Genomic DNA, 16,408 nt, shown 5'->3' on the forward strand with positions numbered 1-16,408 from the left:
TCACAATTCCACAATTCCGCCGATTCGGTCCACGTCTGCCCGTGAAACCGTCCGGCGCTTCAAAATGCCCGTGATCGCGTCGCTGTACCGCTCCCAGCGTCCCGACGTTAGGGTAAAATACCGCAATTCCGGGTTGAGTTTCGCCCGAAACTGTAATTGCGTAATTACGTTCCCGTCGATCTTCACGTTCAGCGGATAAACCGCGATTCGCCCGGTGTCCCGGTCAACCTCCCGGCAAATGGCAACTAACTTCATGGGCTGGCCCGCCGCCGGGCGTTCTTCCTGTTCCGGCTTTCTGCAATCGCAAGTTTCGTTCGCGTCCAAATGCGCGCCGCAATCCGGGCATTTTCGGAAAGGCGTTCCCATGACCTCCGCCCCCTTTCTATTCTTTTTTTCGTCGTAATTTCAGGTAGATTGCCCACCCGGTGTAGTCGTTGTATTCGTAGGTAATGCCGTAATCATCGTCGGTCAGGGTCCAGCCGGGGTATTTCTTTTCCCAAAATTCCCGGCCCGGACGCTCCCGCGCCCATTTCTCAACTTGCCGATGATTGTATTTGCCATCGTTCGCACGGCTGTACGGTTTTTTTAGGTTGTGTGAAGAAGTCCACCGCTTTTTCCCGCCGGATTGCTTCACAAGGTAGTTGCAAAGGGCGGCAATTCCGTTTTCGTCGGCTTGCAGGCGGTCAGCGTTGCAAAATCCGATTCGGTCGCCCTGTTTCTGGCCCTTTCGCTTCCGCTTGCGCCACAACTCTTCCACGGTGTCACGGTCAAGCCCTCCGTTCATAACGATATGGTGATGAATGCGAACGGGCTTGTCGCTGTTCTTCTTTGTGGTGCAGGCGGTGACAAGAATATATTTCAGGGGCGGCAACCCTGCTTTCTTCCTCGCGTACTGGACCCGGCGCAAATAGTTTGTCGCTTCCCGCTCCGCGTCCTCTATGGATTGCGGAAGATATTTCGCGCTGTATGTAGCCGTCACGTGCAACGCGTCCGGGTCGTCCCCGAAATTCAGGTTCCCAAGCTGGATGAAATAGCGGCGCGCGTTCTTGTCGTTCAGGTTCCTTTGCTTTGGCTCTGATTCCTTGACCTTTTTTGAACGCTTCCCGCGGCCTGCCGCTGTTTTCTGTCCGTTGGTGTAGGAAAATATATCAACCTCCCGGTAATTGCTCCCGCAATAAATCTTTTTTTCTCGCATAAAGCTTCGCACTATGCTTCACCCTCTTTCTGTGGATGATGAAGCGGGCGTGTTCTGCTGTTCCAGCGTGTGCTATGTCGATAGGTGCAAAGGGGGAAGAGGGTTCCTATCCTGCGCCCCCTCCCTCTTCCCCCTTTGCAAACCCCCTTTACCCTCGGCGGCGCAAAGAGAAGAAAAGAGAAGAGGGGATGGAGCGGGACCGCCCTTGAAAATCCCCGGTTCTTTTGTGTCTGCGTGACAAGGCTTCGCCGGAATCTTAATACCCATTACAAGCCCGCCACGCCGCTTAAAAACGGCGCTGATTATTGACTTTTCCGCCGCTTTGTGCTATACTAACGTTAGGTTGATAGTTGATGTATTTTCATCGGCGGAATCCGCTTCGGCTTGCTCTGCAAAGCAAGTCCGGGGCGGTTTTTCTTATGCAGTTTTTACGCGGCGGGGAGGGTGTCAGCCCTCCGCCGCCTTTGCTTTCTCTTCCTCGCTGATCTCTGCCGCGTCCAGCTTCGCCCGGAACAGGGAAGCAACCGCCGCGCCCAGCGCGTCGCCCCAAACCTCGACAGGGTACGCGTTCAGCATATTCAAAATATCGTCGCGGGCGGCGCTTACCGCTTCGTCGTAGGTGTTGCGCTCCGCTTCCTTGTCCTCTTCGGGGATAGATACCAAGATTTCAGAGTTCAGATAGCAAAGCGGGCGAACGCCGCCGAGGCCGTAGTACGCGCTGTCGTCGGACAACGCGCCGGAGGAATTGACGTTGCGGACGTATGCTTTGTATTCCTCTTTGCAGGACCACGGCGTAAGGGTCCAATACCAACCGTCCAAAATGGGAATAATGGCGCGGAATTGACGGTAAAGACTGTCGGAAAGCAGGGCGATTTTATCGGTTGCGGTCCCGTAGTCGGTCATGCCGTCGTCGGCGGTCAGGTCGCTTTCCCAATCCATGAATGCGGCGCGGTCCGCGCCCTCCGAAACCAGCGCGTCGAGGAACGGGCCGTTCAGTTCGCGGTGCAAAGACGACTTGCGCCAGTCGTTGCAGTTCTCCGCGTCGAATGCCTGTTCAGAAATGCAGGTCGCAGACAGGGCAAGCACGCCGCCGGAAACCACTTTTCCCAGCTTGACCCATTCAACGCCGCCGTACATGAAATGCGTTCCGGCCTGCAAGGTACTAAGCTTTTTCATTATTCTTCGTCCTCCTTAAAATTCGGCTTGAAGCCGTTTTTCAAATCTTCGATCACGTCGCGGACGGTTGTTGAAACCGTGTAATAGATAGCCGGGAGGAAGAGGGCGAATATTTCGCCGCCCACCGCCGCATATTCCCGGCACCTGAAAGCGTAGGCCGCGCCCGCTCGAAAAAGCAGGATTCCGGCAACCGTCAGGGCCGCATACTTCGCAACGGTCCAAAGGTTCACCCGGAAGCGCCGCCGGGTCCGCCGCCGCCGCCGCGGGCGGGCTTGTCCCGCTCCGACGGTGATTGTTATAATCTTCTGCGTCATGGTGTCCCCCTCCGTTCCGCTCTCCGTTTTAATTCAGGCCCTAAAATAGCCATCACGTCCTCGATGTCGTCCGGGCTTTGGGCCTTGTCGTCTATGTAAAGATCGGCGTACACCTTGCGCCCGTCCGACGGTTTCAGCCCAAACCGGGCCGCATACGGGTTTCCCGGATTCTCGTTGACCGCATACAGCGGGATTCCCTGCGCATTGCAGAACGCCACCGCTTCATCAAGCAGGGGCCGCGTTCCATTCTCCCGGCTGGTGTAAAGGATAATCTTTGCCCCCTCCGCCGCCAGCAATTTCACATATTCGATCACAAGCGTTTTCGGCTTTCCAACTTCCGGGAAAGCGTCGGTGCAAAGCGTTCCGTCAAAATCGACGGCGACAAACTCATATTTTGGTGTCATGCGGGCTTGTCCTCCTTTGCGGGTTCGATTCGTTCCGGCGATACAATCACAACGGCGCGGTAATTTTGGTCCAGCAATTCGGCCTGCATAACCAGCCCCGTTCCCGTTGGGTTCTTGCGGTAAATCAGGGCGGAAACGCGCCTATACCGAACGCCGTTGAACGTCACCGGGCATTCGTCCATGAATGCGGCTTTTATTTCCGCGTGGGTCATTGCGCACCGCCTTTCTTACGGGAAATCTCATATTCGGCCCCGTAGCGGCGGCGTTTGCACCGCCAGCACGTGATCTTCATATTGACCCCGCCGCCGACGCGCTTTATATCGTGCTTTCCGGCCTTTTGCAGTTCGAGGAAGCAGGGCAGGCAGAATTGACGCTTCACGTTGTCACCCCCTCCGTTCCGGTCTCTTCGCAATCGCTGGCGCGAATGCCGATACAGCTTCCGGCGTGGTGGATGAAATAGACCTTTTCGCCGTCGCCGGATTCCGAAACGCCGCGAACGTCAAAGGTTCTGCCCGCGTCCACAAGGGGAATTTTGGTGTCGTGGGTGATTCGGATTTTCACGCCGTCACCCTCTTTCCCACGCGCGGTCAATCTGCTTGTGGCAGAATTCCGGGCCGTTGCTGTTGACCCAATCGTTCAGGGCTTCGCGGTCGTCCTCCCGGCGGCGCTTCTCCAGCACGTCGAAATTGTCTTGCAGGGTTTCGGGGTCAAGGAATTTCAGGCTTTGCCCGGTTCCGTGGGCCATTTCAGCAGAAACCACAATGCACCCCGTTTCGCCGTAGGTGTCCGGGTGAATTCTGACGTACAGATTCCCGATTTCCATTGTGAAATAACCGAACGGGGCGGGTTCTTCTTTCGCCAGTCCCTTTGCGGTCCCGAATTCCTGAATCGCAACCGCACGGGCCTTTTTCAAGGTCAGCTTCACGCCGCCGGGGTATTGCTTTTTCTTCGTCATGTCGATTCCGCCTTTCTAACTGCCGGAACGTCGCCGTTCTTTTCGTAATAGAACATGAATTGTTGAATCAGGCCCGCATACCCGGCGTACCGGGCGGCGGGGAATTCTCCGCCGAATTCACGATCAACCGCGCGCCGAATCCACGTGTCAACCGGGAATGCGGCTTTGTGACCCAAGGCAAAAAGGCAAATACAATTCGCCACCTTGTCGCCGATACCTCGAACGCTTTTCAGGTATGCGCGGGCGGTTTCATAGTCCGCCGTTTGAAGAAAGTTCAGGTCGAACCGCCCGGCGGCAACCGCCGCGGCAAGGTCCTTTATGTACGGTTCGCGGTAGCCCAGCCCGGCGTTTGAGAGGTCAGCGCAGGCCAGCGCGTCCGGGGTTGGGAATCCGTACCAATAGTCGTATATCGATGTATGAAGCGTGCCGCACTCCGCGCAAATCGCCTGAATGTTTCGCCGAATGCGGGGAATATTGTTGTTCTGCGATACCATGAAAGAAACTATCGTTTCCCATATAGGCTGGTTCAGAATCACAACCCCGTCGGAAGCGCGGGCGGCGCGGGTCAAATAGGCTTCCGGGCCATCCTCCGCCGCGTATCGGTTAATCTCCCGCCACATTCCGGCGTAGTCGTCATATACGGCAAAGTAGTTCGCCCAAAACTCCACGGAAGAGGTCAAAACGTTCTGATCGTCAACGGTCAGGGTGTCGCCCATCTGTGTGACGTAGGCGCAAGCGTCGCCCGCCGGGATTCTGTATTTCCGGGTATAGAGTTTTTCCCATCGGAAGCATTGACCGCTGGCGGCGATTTTGTCTAAATCGAAATGGGAAACCCGGAGAACCGCCGCGCTCATTCTGCCGCCCTCTCTTCCGCTTCAAGGGTCAGCCACCAAAGCGGATTGTTTCGGTATTCCTCATGCGGGCAACCGTCGCAATTCAGATAAAGGCAATCGGCGCAAAACCGTTCTTGAAACTCCCGGTCCCACGGCGCTTCAATGACAGGCAGGCCCCGCAAGAATTCGCCCAGTACTTCCGGGCTTTTGGTGATCTGTTCAAACGCGTTCACTTTATAACCCTCCTTGAATGTCTGCCGCGGGCTTCCCGCGCCGCTTGAAACTCTCTTGAAGTCTCTGCTGGGCAAGAACGGGGTTGTATGCTCTCCGCTGGTTGCGGTCGAGTTCTCCCGTTTCGCCGCGCTTCAACTCCCGGTACACCGCCGCCGGAGTAACGCCAAGGTCTGCCGCAATGTCGGCCACCCGGTCGTTGTTCAGGTATCGTGCGGAAATCCGCTTGCGGTCCTGAAAGTTTATATATCTGTACTGCCGCACCATTTTTCACCCCGTTTCTATTGCTTCTCGTGGCGTACTGTGATATAAAAAAAGAAGTGCGGAAGAACCGATTCACCCGTGTTCGGGTGTTTCGTGTCCTTTCGCACTTAATATTACAAGCCGCAGCCGATTTTCTCACAGCAATTTACCCTTGTCTGGACTGTGGCAGGAGTGGTATAATATTTCGACATTTCTTTTATTTTTTAAGGAGGCGGACGATATGACCTATCAGGAGGAATTCATCACCTTTATGGTGCGCTCCGGCGTACTCACCTTCGGAGACTTCACCACCAAATCCGGGCGCAAGACTCCTTACTTTATCAACACCGGCAACTACAAGACCGGCGCGCAGGCTGCCAAGCTGGGCGACTACTATGCGGCCTGCATTCAGCAAAATCTGCCCGATGGAGTGGACTGCCTCTTTGGACCGGCCTACAAGGGGATCCCGCTGGCGGTGGCTGCCGCGTCCAGCCTGTACCGGAACTTTGACCGGGATCTGCCGTACTGCTTCAACCGCAAGGAGGCCAAGGACCACGGCGAGGGCGGTGTGATGGTGGGCTATAAGCCCCAGGCCGGGGACCGGGTGGCCATTGTGGAGGACGTGGTCACCGCGGGCACCGCCGTGCGGGAGACCATTGAGCTCTTCCGGCATGTGGCCGACGTGGATCTCACCGCGCTCATTGTCTCCGTGGACCGGATGGAGCGCGGCACCGGGGAAAAGACGACCATCAATGAGCTTCGGGAACAGTATGGGATCCGGGTGTTTCCCATCGTCACGGTCCGCCAGGTCATCGACCTCCTCTACAACCGGGAGATCGACGGCAGAGTTTACATTGACGATGCCATGAAGGAGCGGATGGAAGCCTATTTGAACCAGTACGGCGGGAAATAAGGAAAAAGCGGGAGGGGGAGCGCACCATGTCCATACACGACGGACACCGGGGACGGATGAAGGAGGAATTCCTGGCCCGCCCCGACTCCTTTCCCGACCACAAGCTGCTGGAGCTGCTTCTCTTCTACGCCAATCCCCGGGGGGACACCAACCCCCTTGCCCACGCCCTCATGGAACGCTTCGGCTCTCTGGCGGGGGTGCTGGACGCACTGCCCGAGGAGCTGCAAAAGGTGCCTGGGGTGGGAGGTCACGCCGTGACCCTGCTCAAGGCCGTGAAGGAGACCTCCGGGCGTTACCTGACGGCCCGGGCGCGGGCGGACGAGGTGGTCACCGGCTCTGCCGGGGCGTACCGGATCCTGCGGCCCTATTTCTTCGGCGCCCGGGCCGAACGGGTCTACCTGCTGTGCATGGACGGCAAGGGGAAGAATCTGGGGGTTCGGCTCATCGCCGAGGGCAACGTCAACGCCGCCGAGGTCACCACCCGGGGAGTGGTGGAGGCTGCGCTCTCTCTGAACGCCACGCAGGTCATCCTGGCCCACAACCACGTCTCGGGGCTGGCCCTGCCCTCTGAGGAGGATCGCGCCACCACTTGCTATTTGGCAAAAGTACTCGGCACAGTGGGGGTGACTCTGGCCGACCACTTGATCGTGGTGGACGACGACATGGTCTCCCTCCGGGAGAGCGGCTTCCGTTTTTCTGGGTGAAAAATGGATTTTTCTCTTGCAATCGAACAAATGTTTTGATACAATGGTGAAAAATCATCTGCGGAGGTGTGCCTATGCCGGAATTCAAAGTCGTCAGTCCCTTTGAACCATCGGGAGACCAGCCTCAGGCCATCGAGGCGCTGGCGGCGGGCGTGGAAAACGGATTGGATGAGCAGACTCTGCTGGGCGTCACCGGTTCCGGTAAGACCTTTACCATGGCCAAGGTCATTGAGAAGGTCCAGCGGCCCACACTGGTGCTGGCCCACAACAAGACGTTGGCCGCCCAGCTTTGCGCGGAGTTCAAGGAGTTCTTTCCCAACAACGCTGTGGAGTATTTTGTATCCTACTACGACTACTACCAGCCCGAGGCCTATATCCCTCATACGGACACCTTTATCGAAAAAGATTCCGCGATCAACGATGAGATCGACCGGCTGCGGCTCTCCGCCACCGCCTCCCTCATCGAGCGCAGGGATGTGATCGTGGTTTCCTCGGTGTCCTGCATCTACGGCCTGGGCGAGCCGGACGACTACGCCCATATGATGATCACCCTCCGGGTGGGGCAGACCCTTGGGCGGGAGGAGTTCATGCGCCGGCTCATCGAGGACCGGTACGAGCGCAACGACATCGCCTTTGAGCGGAACATGTTCCGGGTCCGGGGAGACACCATAGAGGTCTTTCCGGCCTACTGGAAGGATACCGCCATACGGGTGGAGTTTTTTGGGGACGAGATCGACCGCCTCAGTGAGATCAACGTGGTCACCGGAGCGCCTATCCGCCGGCTGGAGCACATTCCCATCTACCCTGCCAGCCACTATATCACGCCCCGGGAGAAGATGGCCGGAGCCATCCAGGAGATTTACAGGGAGCTGGAGGAGCGGGTGGCCTTCTTTGAACAGAACAATCTCCTGGTGGAGGCCCAGCGCATCAAGCAGCGCACCATGTACGACATTGAGATGCTCCAGGAACTGGGGCACTGCTCCGGCATCGAGAATTACTCCCGGGTGATCGCCGGGCGGCCCGAGGGTTCCGCTCCCATGACGCTGCTGGACTATTTTCCCAAGGATTTTCTGCTGTTTATCGACGAGAGCCACGTCACCCTGCCCCAGGTGCGGGCCATGTACAACGGGGACAAGGCCCGAAAGACCACCTTGGTGGACTACGGTTTTCGCCTGCCCTGTGCCTTCGACAACCGCCCCCTGAAGTTCGAGGAATTCGAAGAGCGGGTCAATCAGGTGGTGTATGTCTCCGCCACCCCCGGGGAGTACGAGAAGAGCCGCTCGGGACAGATCGTGGAGCAGGTCATCCGGCCCACCGGACTGCTGGATCCCAGGATCGACGTGCGCCCGGTGGAGGGGCAGATCGATGACCTCATCGGGGAGATCAATGCCCGCACCCAGCGGGGCGAGCGGGTTCTGGTGACCACGCTCACCAAGAAGATGGCGGAGGACCTCACCGCCTACCTGAAAAACGTGGGGATCAAGGTGCAGTACATGCACCACGATATCGACACCATCGAGCGGCAGGAGATCATCCGGGACCTGCGGCTGGGTACCTACGACGTGTTGGTAGGCATCAACCTCCTCCGGGAGGGCCTGGACCTGCCCGAGGTGTCCCTGGTGGCCATTCTGGACGCAGACAAGGAGGGTTTCCTGCGCAGTGAGACCTCCCTCATTCAGACCATCGGCCGGGCGGCCCGGAATGCCGACGGCCTGGTCATCATGTATGCGGACAAGATGACTCCCTCCATGATGGCGGCCATCGGAGAGACCGAGCGCCGCAGGGCCAAGCAGGATGAGTTCAACCGGGCCCACGGGATCACGCCCCGGACCATCATCAAGTCGGTGCGGGATGTGGTGAACCTCTCCGAGGCAGAGGAGGCGGCCGACCGTACGCTTCGGGACAAGCGCAAGATGACCCGCAAGGAGCTGGACGCAGCCATCGAGAAGCTGGAAAAGGAAATGAAAGAAGCGAGCAAGCGGCTGGAGTTCGAGTACGCCGCGGTGCTGCGGGACCGGATCATCGAGCTGAGGGGGAGGTGAGCTTCTTTCATTTTCCGGGCCCCGCCGCAGGTGGGGCGGCGCGGTTCGCGCCGTGAATCTCGCAGCCGCCAAAGGCGGCGGAGAGTTCCGTTTGAGGGAATTGATTTCCCCCAAACGAATGAAAGGTTCCGGGGTCCCCATTCAGCGGAAGCCTTTCGGGCGTAGAACGGATTGACAGAAAGAGAGGGAACGACATATGAAATACAAAGAGTTGGGAAAGACCGGTCTCAAGTGTGCCGTGATCTCCTTCGGCGGGATCCCCATCCAGCGCAGCGACGCGGCCAACACCGTTGCGGTGGTGGACGCCCTGGAGAAGTACGGCATGAACTATATCGACACCGCCCGGGGCTACACCGTTTCGGAGGAGTACCTGGGCGCGGCGCTGGAGGGCCGCCGGGAGAAGTTTATCCTGGCCACTAAGTCTATGTCCCGGGACTATGAGGGCATGAAGAAGGACGTGGAGATCAGCCTGAAGAATCTCCGCACCGATTACATCGACGTCTATCAGCTCCACAATCTGGCTTTGAAGGATTACGACAAAGCCTTTGGCCCCGGCGGGGCCTACGAGGCGCTGGCAGAGGCCAAGGCCGCGGGCAGGATCCGCCACATCGGGGTCACTGCTCACAGCCTGGACGCCTTGAAGAAAATGATAGAGGAGCAGGGGGAGCGCATTGAGACCGTCATGTTCCCCTACAACATCGTGGAGACCCAGGGAGACGCCGTACTCAAGGAGGCCCGGGCCAGGGGCATTGCCACCATTGCCATGAAGCCCATGGCCGGGGGCAATCTGGACGACGGTAAGCTGGCCCTCCGCTTCATTGAGGCCTCGGGGGCCATCGACATCTCCATCCCGGGCATGGGTTCGGTGGAGGAGGTGGAGCGCAACGCCTCTGCGGCCGAGGAGCTCACGCCCCTGACCGAGGAGGAGCTCAAAACCTGCGAGACCATCCGTCGGGAGCTGGGCAACCATTTCTGCCGCCGGTGCGGCTACTGCGCCCCCTGTACCGTGGGCATTGACATCCCCTCCAACTTCCTCATGGTGAACTACCTTCGGAAGTACGATCTGGCCGACTGGGCCCGGGCCCGTTACAGCGGCATGGCCCACCACGCCGGGGAGTGCATCGGGTGCGGCGAGTGTGAGAAGCGCTGCCCCTATGAGCTGCCCATTCGGGAGATGCTCAAGGACGTTGCCGGAGAATTTGGGGTATAATGAGGCTGGACCCGCTTTGGCGCATCCCAAATCGCTTTTGCAAATGAAAAAAGGAGATTCAAACCGATGCAAGACCACATTACCGTCAAAGGAGCCCGGGCCAACAATCTGAAAAACGTGGACGTGTCCATCCCCCGGGACCGGCTGGTGGTGCTCACCGGCGTGTCCGGTTCGGGCAAGTCCTCCCTGGCCTTCGATACCATCTACGCCGAGGGTCAGCGCCGGTATGTGGAGTCCCTGTCCTCCTACGCCCGGATGTTTTTGGGTCAGATGGAGAAGCCGGACGTGGATTCCATCGACGGCCTCTCTCCGGCCATCTCCATCGACCAGAAGACGACCTCCAAAAACCCCCGTTCCACCGTGGGTACCGTCACGGAGATCTACGACTATCTGCGCCTTCTGTGGGCCCGGGTGGGCACGCCCCACTGCCCCGTCTGCGGCAAGGAGATCCGGCAGCAGACCATCGATCAGATCATCGATCAGGTCATGCGCCTGCCCGAGGCCACCCGGATCCAGATCCTGGCCCCGGTGATCCGGGGAAAGAAGGGCGAGCATCTGAAGATCTTCGAGGACGCCCGAAAGTCCGGCTATGTCCGGGTGCGGGCGGACGGCTCCCTCTATGATCTCTCCGAGGAGATCAAGCTGGACAAAAACAAGAAGCACAATATTGAGATCGTGGTAGACCGCCTGGTCATCCGTGCGGACATCACCCAGCGGCTCACCGACTCGGTGGAGATCGCCTCCGGGCTGGCCGGGGGCCTGGTGGTGGTAAACGTGGCGGGGGAGGACCGGGATATCCTCTTTTCCCAGAACTACGCCTGTGAGGACTGCGGCATTTCCATCGAGGAGCTCACTCCCCGGATGTTCTCCTTCAACAATCCCTTCGGGGCCTGCCCCACCTGCACCGGGCTCGGGGTTCAGCTCAAGGTGGACCCCGAGCTCATCATCCCAAACCGGGACCTCTCCATTTTGGACGGGGCCATCACGGCCTCGGGCTGGAACAACATCAAGGGGGACTCCATCTCCCGGATGTACTTCGAGGCGCTGGCCAAGCGCTACAAATTCAAGCTCACCACCCCCGTGAGGGATTTGTCCGACGAGGTGCTGGACGTGATCCTTTACGGCACCAAGGGGGAGAAGCTCAAGCTCACCTACGACCGGGCCAACGGCCAGGGCACGCTGATGCAGGCCTTCGAGGGCATCTGCAACAACCTGGAGCGCCGCTACCGGGAGACCCAGTCGGACTCCGTCCGCCGGGAGCTGGAGGAGTGCATGTCGGAGAAGCCCTGCCCCGACTGCCGCGGCAAGCGGCTGCGGCGGGAGTCGCTGGCGGTGACGGTGGGCGGGCTGGACATCGACGCCTACTGCCGCCTGTCGGTGAATGCCGCTCTGGACTTTATGGAGCGGCTGGAGCTGTCTCCACAGAAGATGCTCATCGCCGCCCAGATCGTCAAGGAGATCAAGTCCCGCCTGGGCTTTTTGCAGTCGGTGGGACTGGAGTACCTCACCCTGTCCCGTTCCGCCGGGACCCTCTCCGGAGGCGAGAGCCAGCGGATCCGCCTGGCCACACAGATCGGCTCTTCCCTGATGGGGGTGCTCTATATCCTGGACGAGCCATCCATCGGGCTGCACCAGCGGGACAACGACAAGCTGCTGGCGACCCTCAAGCACCTGCGGGACCTGGGCAATACCCTGCTGGTCGTGGAGCACGACGAGGACACCATGCGCGCCGCCGACCATATCGTGGACGTGGGCCCGGGGGCCGGCGTCCACGGGGGCCGCATCGTGGCCCAGGGCACGGCGGAGGAGATCATGGAGAATCCAAACTCCATCACCGGCGCCTATCTCTCGGGGGTCCGAAAAATCCCGGTTCCGAGCGAACGGCGGAAGGGGAACGGCCAGTTCCTCACTGTGCGCGGCGCGGCGGAGAACAACCTGAAGGATGTGGATGTGTCCATTCCCCTGGGCACCTTTACCTGTGTCACGGGTGTGTCCGGCTCGGGCAAATCTTCGCTGGTCAATGAGGTGCTCTATAAAAAGCTGGCCGCCGACCTCAACCGGGCCAAGACCCGCCCGGGTAAGCACCAGGCCATCGAGGGAGAGGAGTACCTGGACAAGGTCATCGACATTGACCAGTCTCCCATCGGCCGCACCCCGCGCTCCAACCCGGCCACCTACACGGGACTCTTCAACGACATCCGGGAGCTCTTCGCCTCCACCCCAGACGCCAGGGCAAGGGGCTACGGGCCGGGCCGGTTTTCCTTCAACACCCGGGGCGGCCGGTGCGAGGCCTGCTCGGGCGACGGCCTCATCAAGATCGAGATGCACTTCCTTCCCGACATCTATGTCCCCTGTGAGGTGTGCAAGGGCAAGCGCTACAACCGGGAAACTCTGGAGGTGCGCTACAAGGGGAAGAACATTTACGAAGTGCTGGAGATGACGGTGGATGAGGCCCTGCCCTTCTTTGAAAATCTGCCCAAGATTTATAACCGTCTCCTCACGCTCAGTGAGGTGGGGCTCTCCTATGTGAAGCTGGGCCAGCCTTCCACCGAGCTCTCGGGCGGCGAGGCCCAGCGGGTGAAGCTGGCCACCGAGCTGGCCAAGCGCTCCACCGGCCGCACCATCTATATCCTGGACGAGCCTACCACCGGACTGCACAGCTACGATGTCCACAAACTTCTGGAGGTTCTTCAGAAGCTGGTGGACCTGGGGAATACCGTGGTGGTGATCGAGCACAATCTGGATGTGGTCAAGACGGCGGACTACCTTATTGACCTGGGCCCCGAAGGGGGCGACGGCGGCGGCACCGTCGTCTGCACCGGCACGCCGGAGGAGGTGGCCCGGTGCGAGGCAAGCTACACGGGCCGGTATCTGAAACGGATTCTGGAATGCGCCGGGGGCTGACTTCATAAAATCTTCATCCCCAAAACCAGCGCGGTATGGTACAATAACTCTATCATAACCACAGGAGGATGGACGGTTTGGATTTACTGCAATGGCTCAACGGGACGCCCTGGGGGGAATTTGTGTTCACCATGCTGGTGTCCATGGTCCCTGTTGTGGAGCTGCGCGGCGGGCTCCCCTTCGGGGTGGCCCTGGGCCTGCCGCAATGGGCGGCTCTGCTGGCCAGCATCCTGGGGAACATCATCCCTCTGCCATTCATTGTGGTGTATATCCGCCGGATCTTCCAGTGGATGCGCCGGCGGATCCCCAAGCTGGACGGCCTGGTGGATTCTCTGGAGCGCAAGGCTCATCTGAAGGGCCGGAAAGTGAGCAAGTACAAATATCTGGGGCTGATGATTTTTGTGGCGATCCCGCTGCCCGGGACCGGCGGCTGGACCGGAGCCCTGGCGGCGGCCTTTCTGGACATGCCGCTGCGGAAGGCGCTGCCGTCCATTGTGGCGGGCGTGTGCATTGCCGGGATCATCGTTTTCTGTATCACCTATGGGGTCACCGCCATGATCTGAGCGGGAACCAAACCCGCTGTATCTGCGTAGAATGGCCCGAGGTGAGTGAAGATGCGGGCAATTACGGAGATCGTGCTGGCGCTGCTGGCGGTGGTAGGCCTTCTCAGCCTGGGCTGGCTGCTCTTTGGAAAGATCCTGACCCCGGTGGGGGGCGGCAGAGTCTGCGCCGTGGTCCCCGGCGAGGGGGACGGCGGAGACCTGGAGCAGGCGGTGACCGGACTGCTCTGGCTGCGGGGCGGCGGGCTGATGCGGGGGACGGTGGTGATCGCCGACTGCGGCCTCAACGCCGCGGGGAAGGCGGTGGCAGCGGCTCTGACGCTGCGGGAGCCGGGAGTCGCCCTCTGCCCGGTGTCCGATCTGCCGGACTACATACGGGGATTGCGGGAAGGCGGGCATTGAGAAATGTCCGCTTTTTTTCATGCTATGGATACGCCCGGGCGGAGATGCGCCGGGAAAGAGGTGAGAGACTGTGGAAGAGAACCAAAACCGGATCGAGGGCACGGTGGAGACCGTCATCTATCAAAATGAGGAAAACGGCTACACCGTTCTGAAGCTGGATGTGGGGGAGGATCTGGTGACTGTGGTGGGGTGCATGCCCGGTGTGGCTCCGGGGGAGGCCCTCTCGGCGGAGGGGACATGGGCCCGCCATGCCTCCTACGGGGAGCAGTTCAAGGCTGAGGTGGCCCGGCGGGGAATGCCCACGGGGGAGAAGGCGATCTTTGACTACCTGGCTTCCGGCGCGGTGCGGGGCATTGGAATGGCCACTGCCCGGCGAATGGTGGAGGAGTTTGGCTCCGACGCGCTGGAGGTGCTGGAAAACCAGCCGGAAAAGCTCACCGCCATCAAGGGGATCACCCGGAAACGGGCCCTGGCTATGGGAGAGGCTTTCCGCCTTCAGATGGGGATGCGCCGCCTGCTGGACTTCCTCACGGGCCACGGCCTGCCCCCCCAGCTGGGGATGCCCCTCTACCGCCGGTTTGGAGACCGGGCGCTGGAGGCCGTTCGGGCCAACCCCTATCTGCTCACCGAGGGGGAGCTGTCCATCCCCTTCGGGCAGGCCGACGCCCTGGCGCTGGAGCTGGGCTTCGACCGGGAGGATCCCCAGCGGCTGGAGGCGGGGCTCTCCTTTACGCTCCGGCACAATCTGGACAACGGGCACACCTTCCTGCCCCGGGGGAAGCTTCTCGCCGCCACCGCCGCCCTGGTGGGGGGCGTGGAGGAACCGGAGACTCTGGCCTCGGCACTGGACGCCCTGCTTCAGCAGGGGACGGTGGTGGAGGAGGAAGTGGCGGGGGAGGACGCCTGTTATCTCGCTCAGCTCCACGAGGCCGAGTGTGCGGTGGCCGACCGGATCGCCGCTATGAGCGGGGGGGAACTCTGCCCGCCGGAGAATTTGGACCAGCTGATCCGGCGGATCCAGACGGCCCAGGGGATCACCTATGCTCCCCAGCAGCGCCGGGCGGTGGAACTGGCCGCCCGGCGGCAGGTGATGCTCCTCACCGGCGGCCCGGGCACCGGAAAGACGACCTCGCTTCGGGGCGTGCTGGCTCTGTTTGAGGCCTTGGGGCTGGACACCGCCCTGGCCGCGCCCACAGGCCGGGCGGCCAAGCGGCTGGGGGAGCTCTGCTCGGCCGAGGGAGTCACCATACACCGCCTGCTGGAGACCCGCTTCGACGCCCGCACGGGCCGGCTGGTCTTTGCCCACAATGAAAACGACCCTCTGAAGGCGGACGCCGTTATCGTGGATGAGACCTCCATGGTGGACATCACGCTGATGTCCGCCCTGCTCTCGGCACTTCGGGAGGACTGCCGTCTGGTGCTGGTGGGGGATCCGGATCAGCTCCCTTCGGTGGGGGCGGGAAATCTGCTGGCCGACCTCATCCGCAGCGGGCGGGTGCCCACGGTACGGCTCACCGAGGTCTTTCGGCAGGCCGCCGAGAGCGCCATCATCCGCACTGCTCACCAGGTCAACGAGGGCACGCCTCCCAGCCTGAAAAACGACAGCCGGCAGGACTTTTTTTTCCTCCGCCGACCCGACCCCGCCGCTGCCGAGGAGACCATCGTGGAGCTGGTGCGCCAGCGCCTGCCGGAGAACATGGGGATCCAGCCCCAGCAGATCCAGGTGCTCTCTCCCACCCGGAAGTATGCCGGGGGCACCGCCAGCCTCAACCGGGCTATCCAGGCCGCGGTGAATCCCCCCTCGGAGGAGAAGGGAGAGCGGAGATTCGGCCCTTATATCTTCCGCCAGGGCGACCGGGTAATGCAGGTGAAAAACAACTACGACATCATGTGGAAAACGCCCGACGGGCTGGAGATGGGCATGGGCATCTTCAATGGGGACATCGGCCGCATCCTGGAGGTGGATAACCGCCGGGAGGTGGTGACGGTGGACTTTGACGGCCATCTGGTGGACTATTCCCCCGACATGCTGGGAGAACTGGAACCGGCTTACGCCGTCACCGTCCACAAAAGCCAGGGGAGCGAATACCGGGCGGTGATCCTCACCGCGCTGGACACGGCCCCCCGCCTCCTGACCCGGGGAGTGCTTTACACCGCCATCACCCGGGCACGGGAGCTGCTGGTCATCGTGGGGGACGAGGGGGTGGTGGCCCGCATGACCGCCAACAGCCGTCAGTCTAAGCGGTATTCCGGGCTGCGGGCCCGACTGGCCGGAGGAGAGTAAGGGGTCCGGCGTTTCGAGGGGCGGGATCCGTTTGGCTG

General features: G+C 60.6%; 20 protein-coding genes. 8 read left to right on the top strand and 12 right to left on the bottom strand.

The window, feature by feature from the left end:
* The 12 genes from ACQRD3_RS00930 to ACQRD3_RS00985 form a co-directional block, all read right to left on the bottom strand.
* Positions 1-324, bottom strand: coding sequence for a hypothetical protein (locus tag ACQRD3_RS00930; protein ID WP_427779234.1), 324 nt, complete (start codon positions 322-324; stop codon positions 1-3).
* 58 nt (positions 325-382) lie between these two features.
* A complete protein-coding gene (locus ACQRD3_RS00935; RefSeq protein ID WP_427779236.1) occupies positions 383-1,195 on the bottom strand; it encodes a hypothetical protein in 813 nt (270 codons plus the stop codon).
* Between the two features lie 447 nt (positions 1,196-1,642).
* Positions 1,643-2,371 carry a DUF6273 domain-containing protein gene (locus ACQRD3_RS00940; protein WP_427779238.1) on the bottom strand — a complete coding sequence of 243 codons (729 nt, stop codon included), beginning with the start codon at positions 2,369-2,371 and terminating at the stop codon, positions 1,643-1,645.
* On the bottom strand, positions 2,371-2,685 hold the full coding sequence (locus tag ACQRD3_RS00945) for a hypothetical protein (RefSeq protein WP_427779240.1): 315 nt from the start codon (positions 2,683-2,685) through the stop codon (positions 2,371-2,373). The genes ACQRD3_RS00940 and ACQRD3_RS00945 overlap by 1 nt, the downstream gene beginning before the upstream one ends.
* The gene (locus ACQRD3_RS00950) at positions 2,682-3,089 is read right to left on the bottom strand and encodes a hypothetical protein (protein ID WP_427779242.1); all 408 of its coding nucleotides are present in this window, start codon (positions 3,087-3,089) and stop codon (positions 2,682-2,684) included. The genes ACQRD3_RS00945 and ACQRD3_RS00950 overlap by 4 nt, the downstream gene beginning before the upstream one ends.
* Positions 3,086-3,301, bottom strand: a complete 216-nt coding sequence (locus ACQRD3_RS00955) for a hypothetical protein (protein WP_427779244.1) — start codon at positions 3,299-3,301, stop codon at positions 3,086-3,088. Before ACQRD3_RS00955 ends, ACQRD3_RS00950 begins: the two co-directional genes overlap by 4 nt.
* A complete protein-coding gene (locus ACQRD3_RS00960; RefSeq protein ID WP_427779246.1) occupies positions 3,298-3,468 on the bottom strand; it encodes a hypothetical protein in 171 nt (56 codons plus the stop codon). Before ACQRD3_RS00960 ends, ACQRD3_RS00955 begins: the two co-directional genes overlap by 4 nt.
* Positions 3,465-3,650, bottom strand: a complete 186-nt coding sequence (locus ACQRD3_RS00965) for a hypothetical protein (RefSeq protein WP_427779248.1) — start codon at positions 3,648-3,650, stop codon at positions 3,465-3,467. Before ACQRD3_RS00965 ends, ACQRD3_RS00960 begins: the two co-directional genes overlap by 4 nt.
* A gap of 4 nt (positions 3,651-3,654) precedes the next feature.
* Positions 3,655-4,044 (bottom strand): hypothetical protein, encoded by a 390-nt coding sequence (locus ACQRD3_RS00970; protein WP_427779249.1) that lies wholly within the window; start codon positions 4,042-4,044, stop codon positions 3,655-3,657.
* A complete protein-coding gene (locus tag ACQRD3_RS00975; RefSeq protein WP_427779251.1) occupies positions 4,041-4,898 on the bottom strand; it encodes a DNA-3-methyladenine glycosylase family protein in 858 nt (285 codons plus the stop codon). Before ACQRD3_RS00975 ends, ACQRD3_RS00970 begins: the two co-directional genes overlap by 4 nt.
* Positions 4,895-5,110, bottom strand: coding sequence for a hypothetical protein (locus tag ACQRD3_RS00980; protein ID WP_427779253.1), 216 nt, complete (start codon positions 5,108-5,110; stop codon positions 4,895-4,897). The genes ACQRD3_RS00975 and ACQRD3_RS00980 overlap by 4 nt, the downstream gene beginning before the upstream one ends.
* A 1-nt stretch (position 5,111) precedes the next feature.
* Positions 5,112-5,372, bottom strand: a complete 261-nt coding sequence (locus ACQRD3_RS00985; RefSeq protein ID WP_427779254.1) for a helix-turn-helix domain-containing protein — start codon at positions 5,370-5,372, stop codon at positions 5,112-5,114.
* A 220-nt stretch (positions 5,373-5,592) separates the two neighbouring features.
* Between ACQRD3_RS00985 and pyrE the strand changes: the two genes are divergently transcribed.
* From pyrE to recD2, 8 genes are all read left to right on the top strand, one after another.
* Positions 5,593-6,264: an orotate phosphoribosyltransferase gene (pyrE, locus tag ACQRD3_RS00990; RefSeq protein ID WP_427779255.1), complete on the top strand. Its 672-nt coding sequence runs from the start codon at positions 5,593-5,595 to the stop codon at positions 6,262-6,264.
* 26 nt (positions 6,265-6,290) lie between these two features.
* Positions 6,291-6,968, top strand: a complete 678-nt coding sequence (locus tag ACQRD3_RS00995; RefSeq protein ID WP_080907156.1) for a JAB domain-containing protein — start codon at positions 6,291-6,293, stop codon at positions 6,966-6,968.
* A gap of 74 nt (positions 6,969-7,042) precedes the next feature.
* A complete protein-coding gene (gene uvrB / locus ACQRD3_RS01000) occupies positions 7,043-9,010 on the top strand; it encodes an excinuclease ABC subunit UvrB (protein WP_080907157.1) in 1,968 nt (655 codons plus the stop codon).
* A gap of 196 nt (positions 9,011-9,206) precedes the next feature.
* On the top strand, positions 9,207-10,220 hold the full coding sequence (locus ACQRD3_RS01005; protein WP_080907158.1) for an aldo/keto reductase: 1,014 nt from the start codon (positions 9,207-9,209) through the stop codon (positions 10,218-10,220).
* A 66-nt stretch (positions 10,221-10,286) separates the two neighbouring features.
* The gene (gene uvrA / locus ACQRD3_RS01010; protein WP_427779259.1) at positions 10,287-13,124 is read left to right on the top strand and encodes an excinuclease ABC subunit UvrA; all 2,838 of its coding nucleotides are present in this window, start codon (positions 10,287-10,289) and stop codon (positions 13,122-13,124) included.
* A gap of 77 nt (positions 13,125-13,201) precedes the next feature.
* Complete coding sequence (locus ACQRD3_RS01015) at positions 13,202-13,687, top strand: COG2426 family protein (RefSeq protein WP_427779261.1); 486 nt, start codon at positions 13,202-13,204, stop codon at positions 13,685-13,687.
* Between the two features lie 51 nt (positions 13,688-13,738).
* A complete protein-coding gene (locus tag ACQRD3_RS01020; protein ID WP_080907160.1) occupies positions 13,739-14,086 on the top strand; it encodes a hypothetical protein in 348 nt (115 codons plus the stop codon).
* 70 nt (positions 14,087-14,156) lie between these two features.
* A complete protein-coding gene (recD2, locus tag ACQRD3_RS01025; protein WP_427779262.1) occupies positions 14,157-16,370 on the top strand; it encodes an SF1B family DNA helicase RecD2 in 2,214 nt (737 codons plus the stop codon).
* Positions 16,371-16,408: the final 38 nt, after the last annotated feature.

Source organism: Candidatus Pseudoscillospira sp. SGI.172 (assembly GCF_050313575.1).
Taxonomy (GTDB): Bacteria; Bacillota; Clostridia; order Oscillospirales; family Oscillospiraceae; genus Vermiculatibacterium.

Bases quoted from the DNA above. Each gene is read 5' to 3' on its own strand.
- ACQRD3_RS00935 (WP_427779236.1), bottom strand. From the start codon at position 1,195: ATGCGAGAAAAAAAGATTTATTGCGGGAGCAATTACCGGGAGGTTGAT.
- ACQRD3_RS00940 (WP_427779238.1), bottom strand. From the start codon at position 2,371: ATGAAAAAGCTTAGTACCTTGCAGGCCGGAACGCATTTCATGTACGGC.
- ACQRD3_RS00945 (WP_427779240.1), bottom strand. From the start codon at position 2,685: ATGACGCAGAAGATTATAACAATCACCGTCGGAGCGGGACAAGCCCGC.
- ACQRD3_RS00950 (WP_427779242.1), bottom strand. From the start codon at position 3,089: ATGACACCAAAATATGAGTTTGTCGCCGTCGATTTTGACGGAACGCTT.
- ACQRD3_RS00955 (WP_427779244.1), bottom strand. From the start codon at position 3,301: ATGACCCACGCGGAAATAAAAGCCGCATTCATGGACGAATGCCCGGTG.
- ACQRD3_RS00970 (WP_427779249.1), bottom strand. From the start codon at position 4,044: ATGACGAAGAAAAAGCAATACCCCGGCGGCGTGAAGCTGACCTTGAAA.
- ACQRD3_RS00975 (WP_427779251.1), bottom strand. From the start codon at position 4,898: ATGAGCGCGGCGGTTCTCCGGGTTTCCCATTTCGATTTAGACAAAATC.
- pyrE (WP_427779255.1), top strand. From the start codon at position 5,593: ATGACCTATCAGGAGGAATTCATCACCTTTATGGTGCGCTCCGGCGTA.
- ACQRD3_RS00995 (WP_080907156.1), top strand. From the start codon at position 6,291: ATGTCCATACACGACGGACACCGGGGACGGATGAAGGAGGAATTCCTG.
- uvrB (WP_080907157.1), top strand. From the start codon at position 7,043: ATGCCGGAATTCAAAGTCGTCAGTCCCTTTGAACCATCGGGAGACCAG.
- ACQRD3_RS01005 (WP_080907158.1), top strand. From the start codon at position 9,207: ATGAAATACAAAGAGTTGGGAAAGACCGGTCTCAAGTGTGCCGTGATC.
- uvrA (WP_427779259.1), top strand. From the start codon at position 10,287: ATGCAAGACCACATTACCGTCAAAGGAGCCCGGGCCAACAATCTGAAA.
- ACQRD3_RS01020 (WP_080907160.1), top strand. From the start codon at position 13,739: ATGCGGGCAATTACGGAGATCGTGCTGGCGCTGCTGGCGGTGGTAGGC.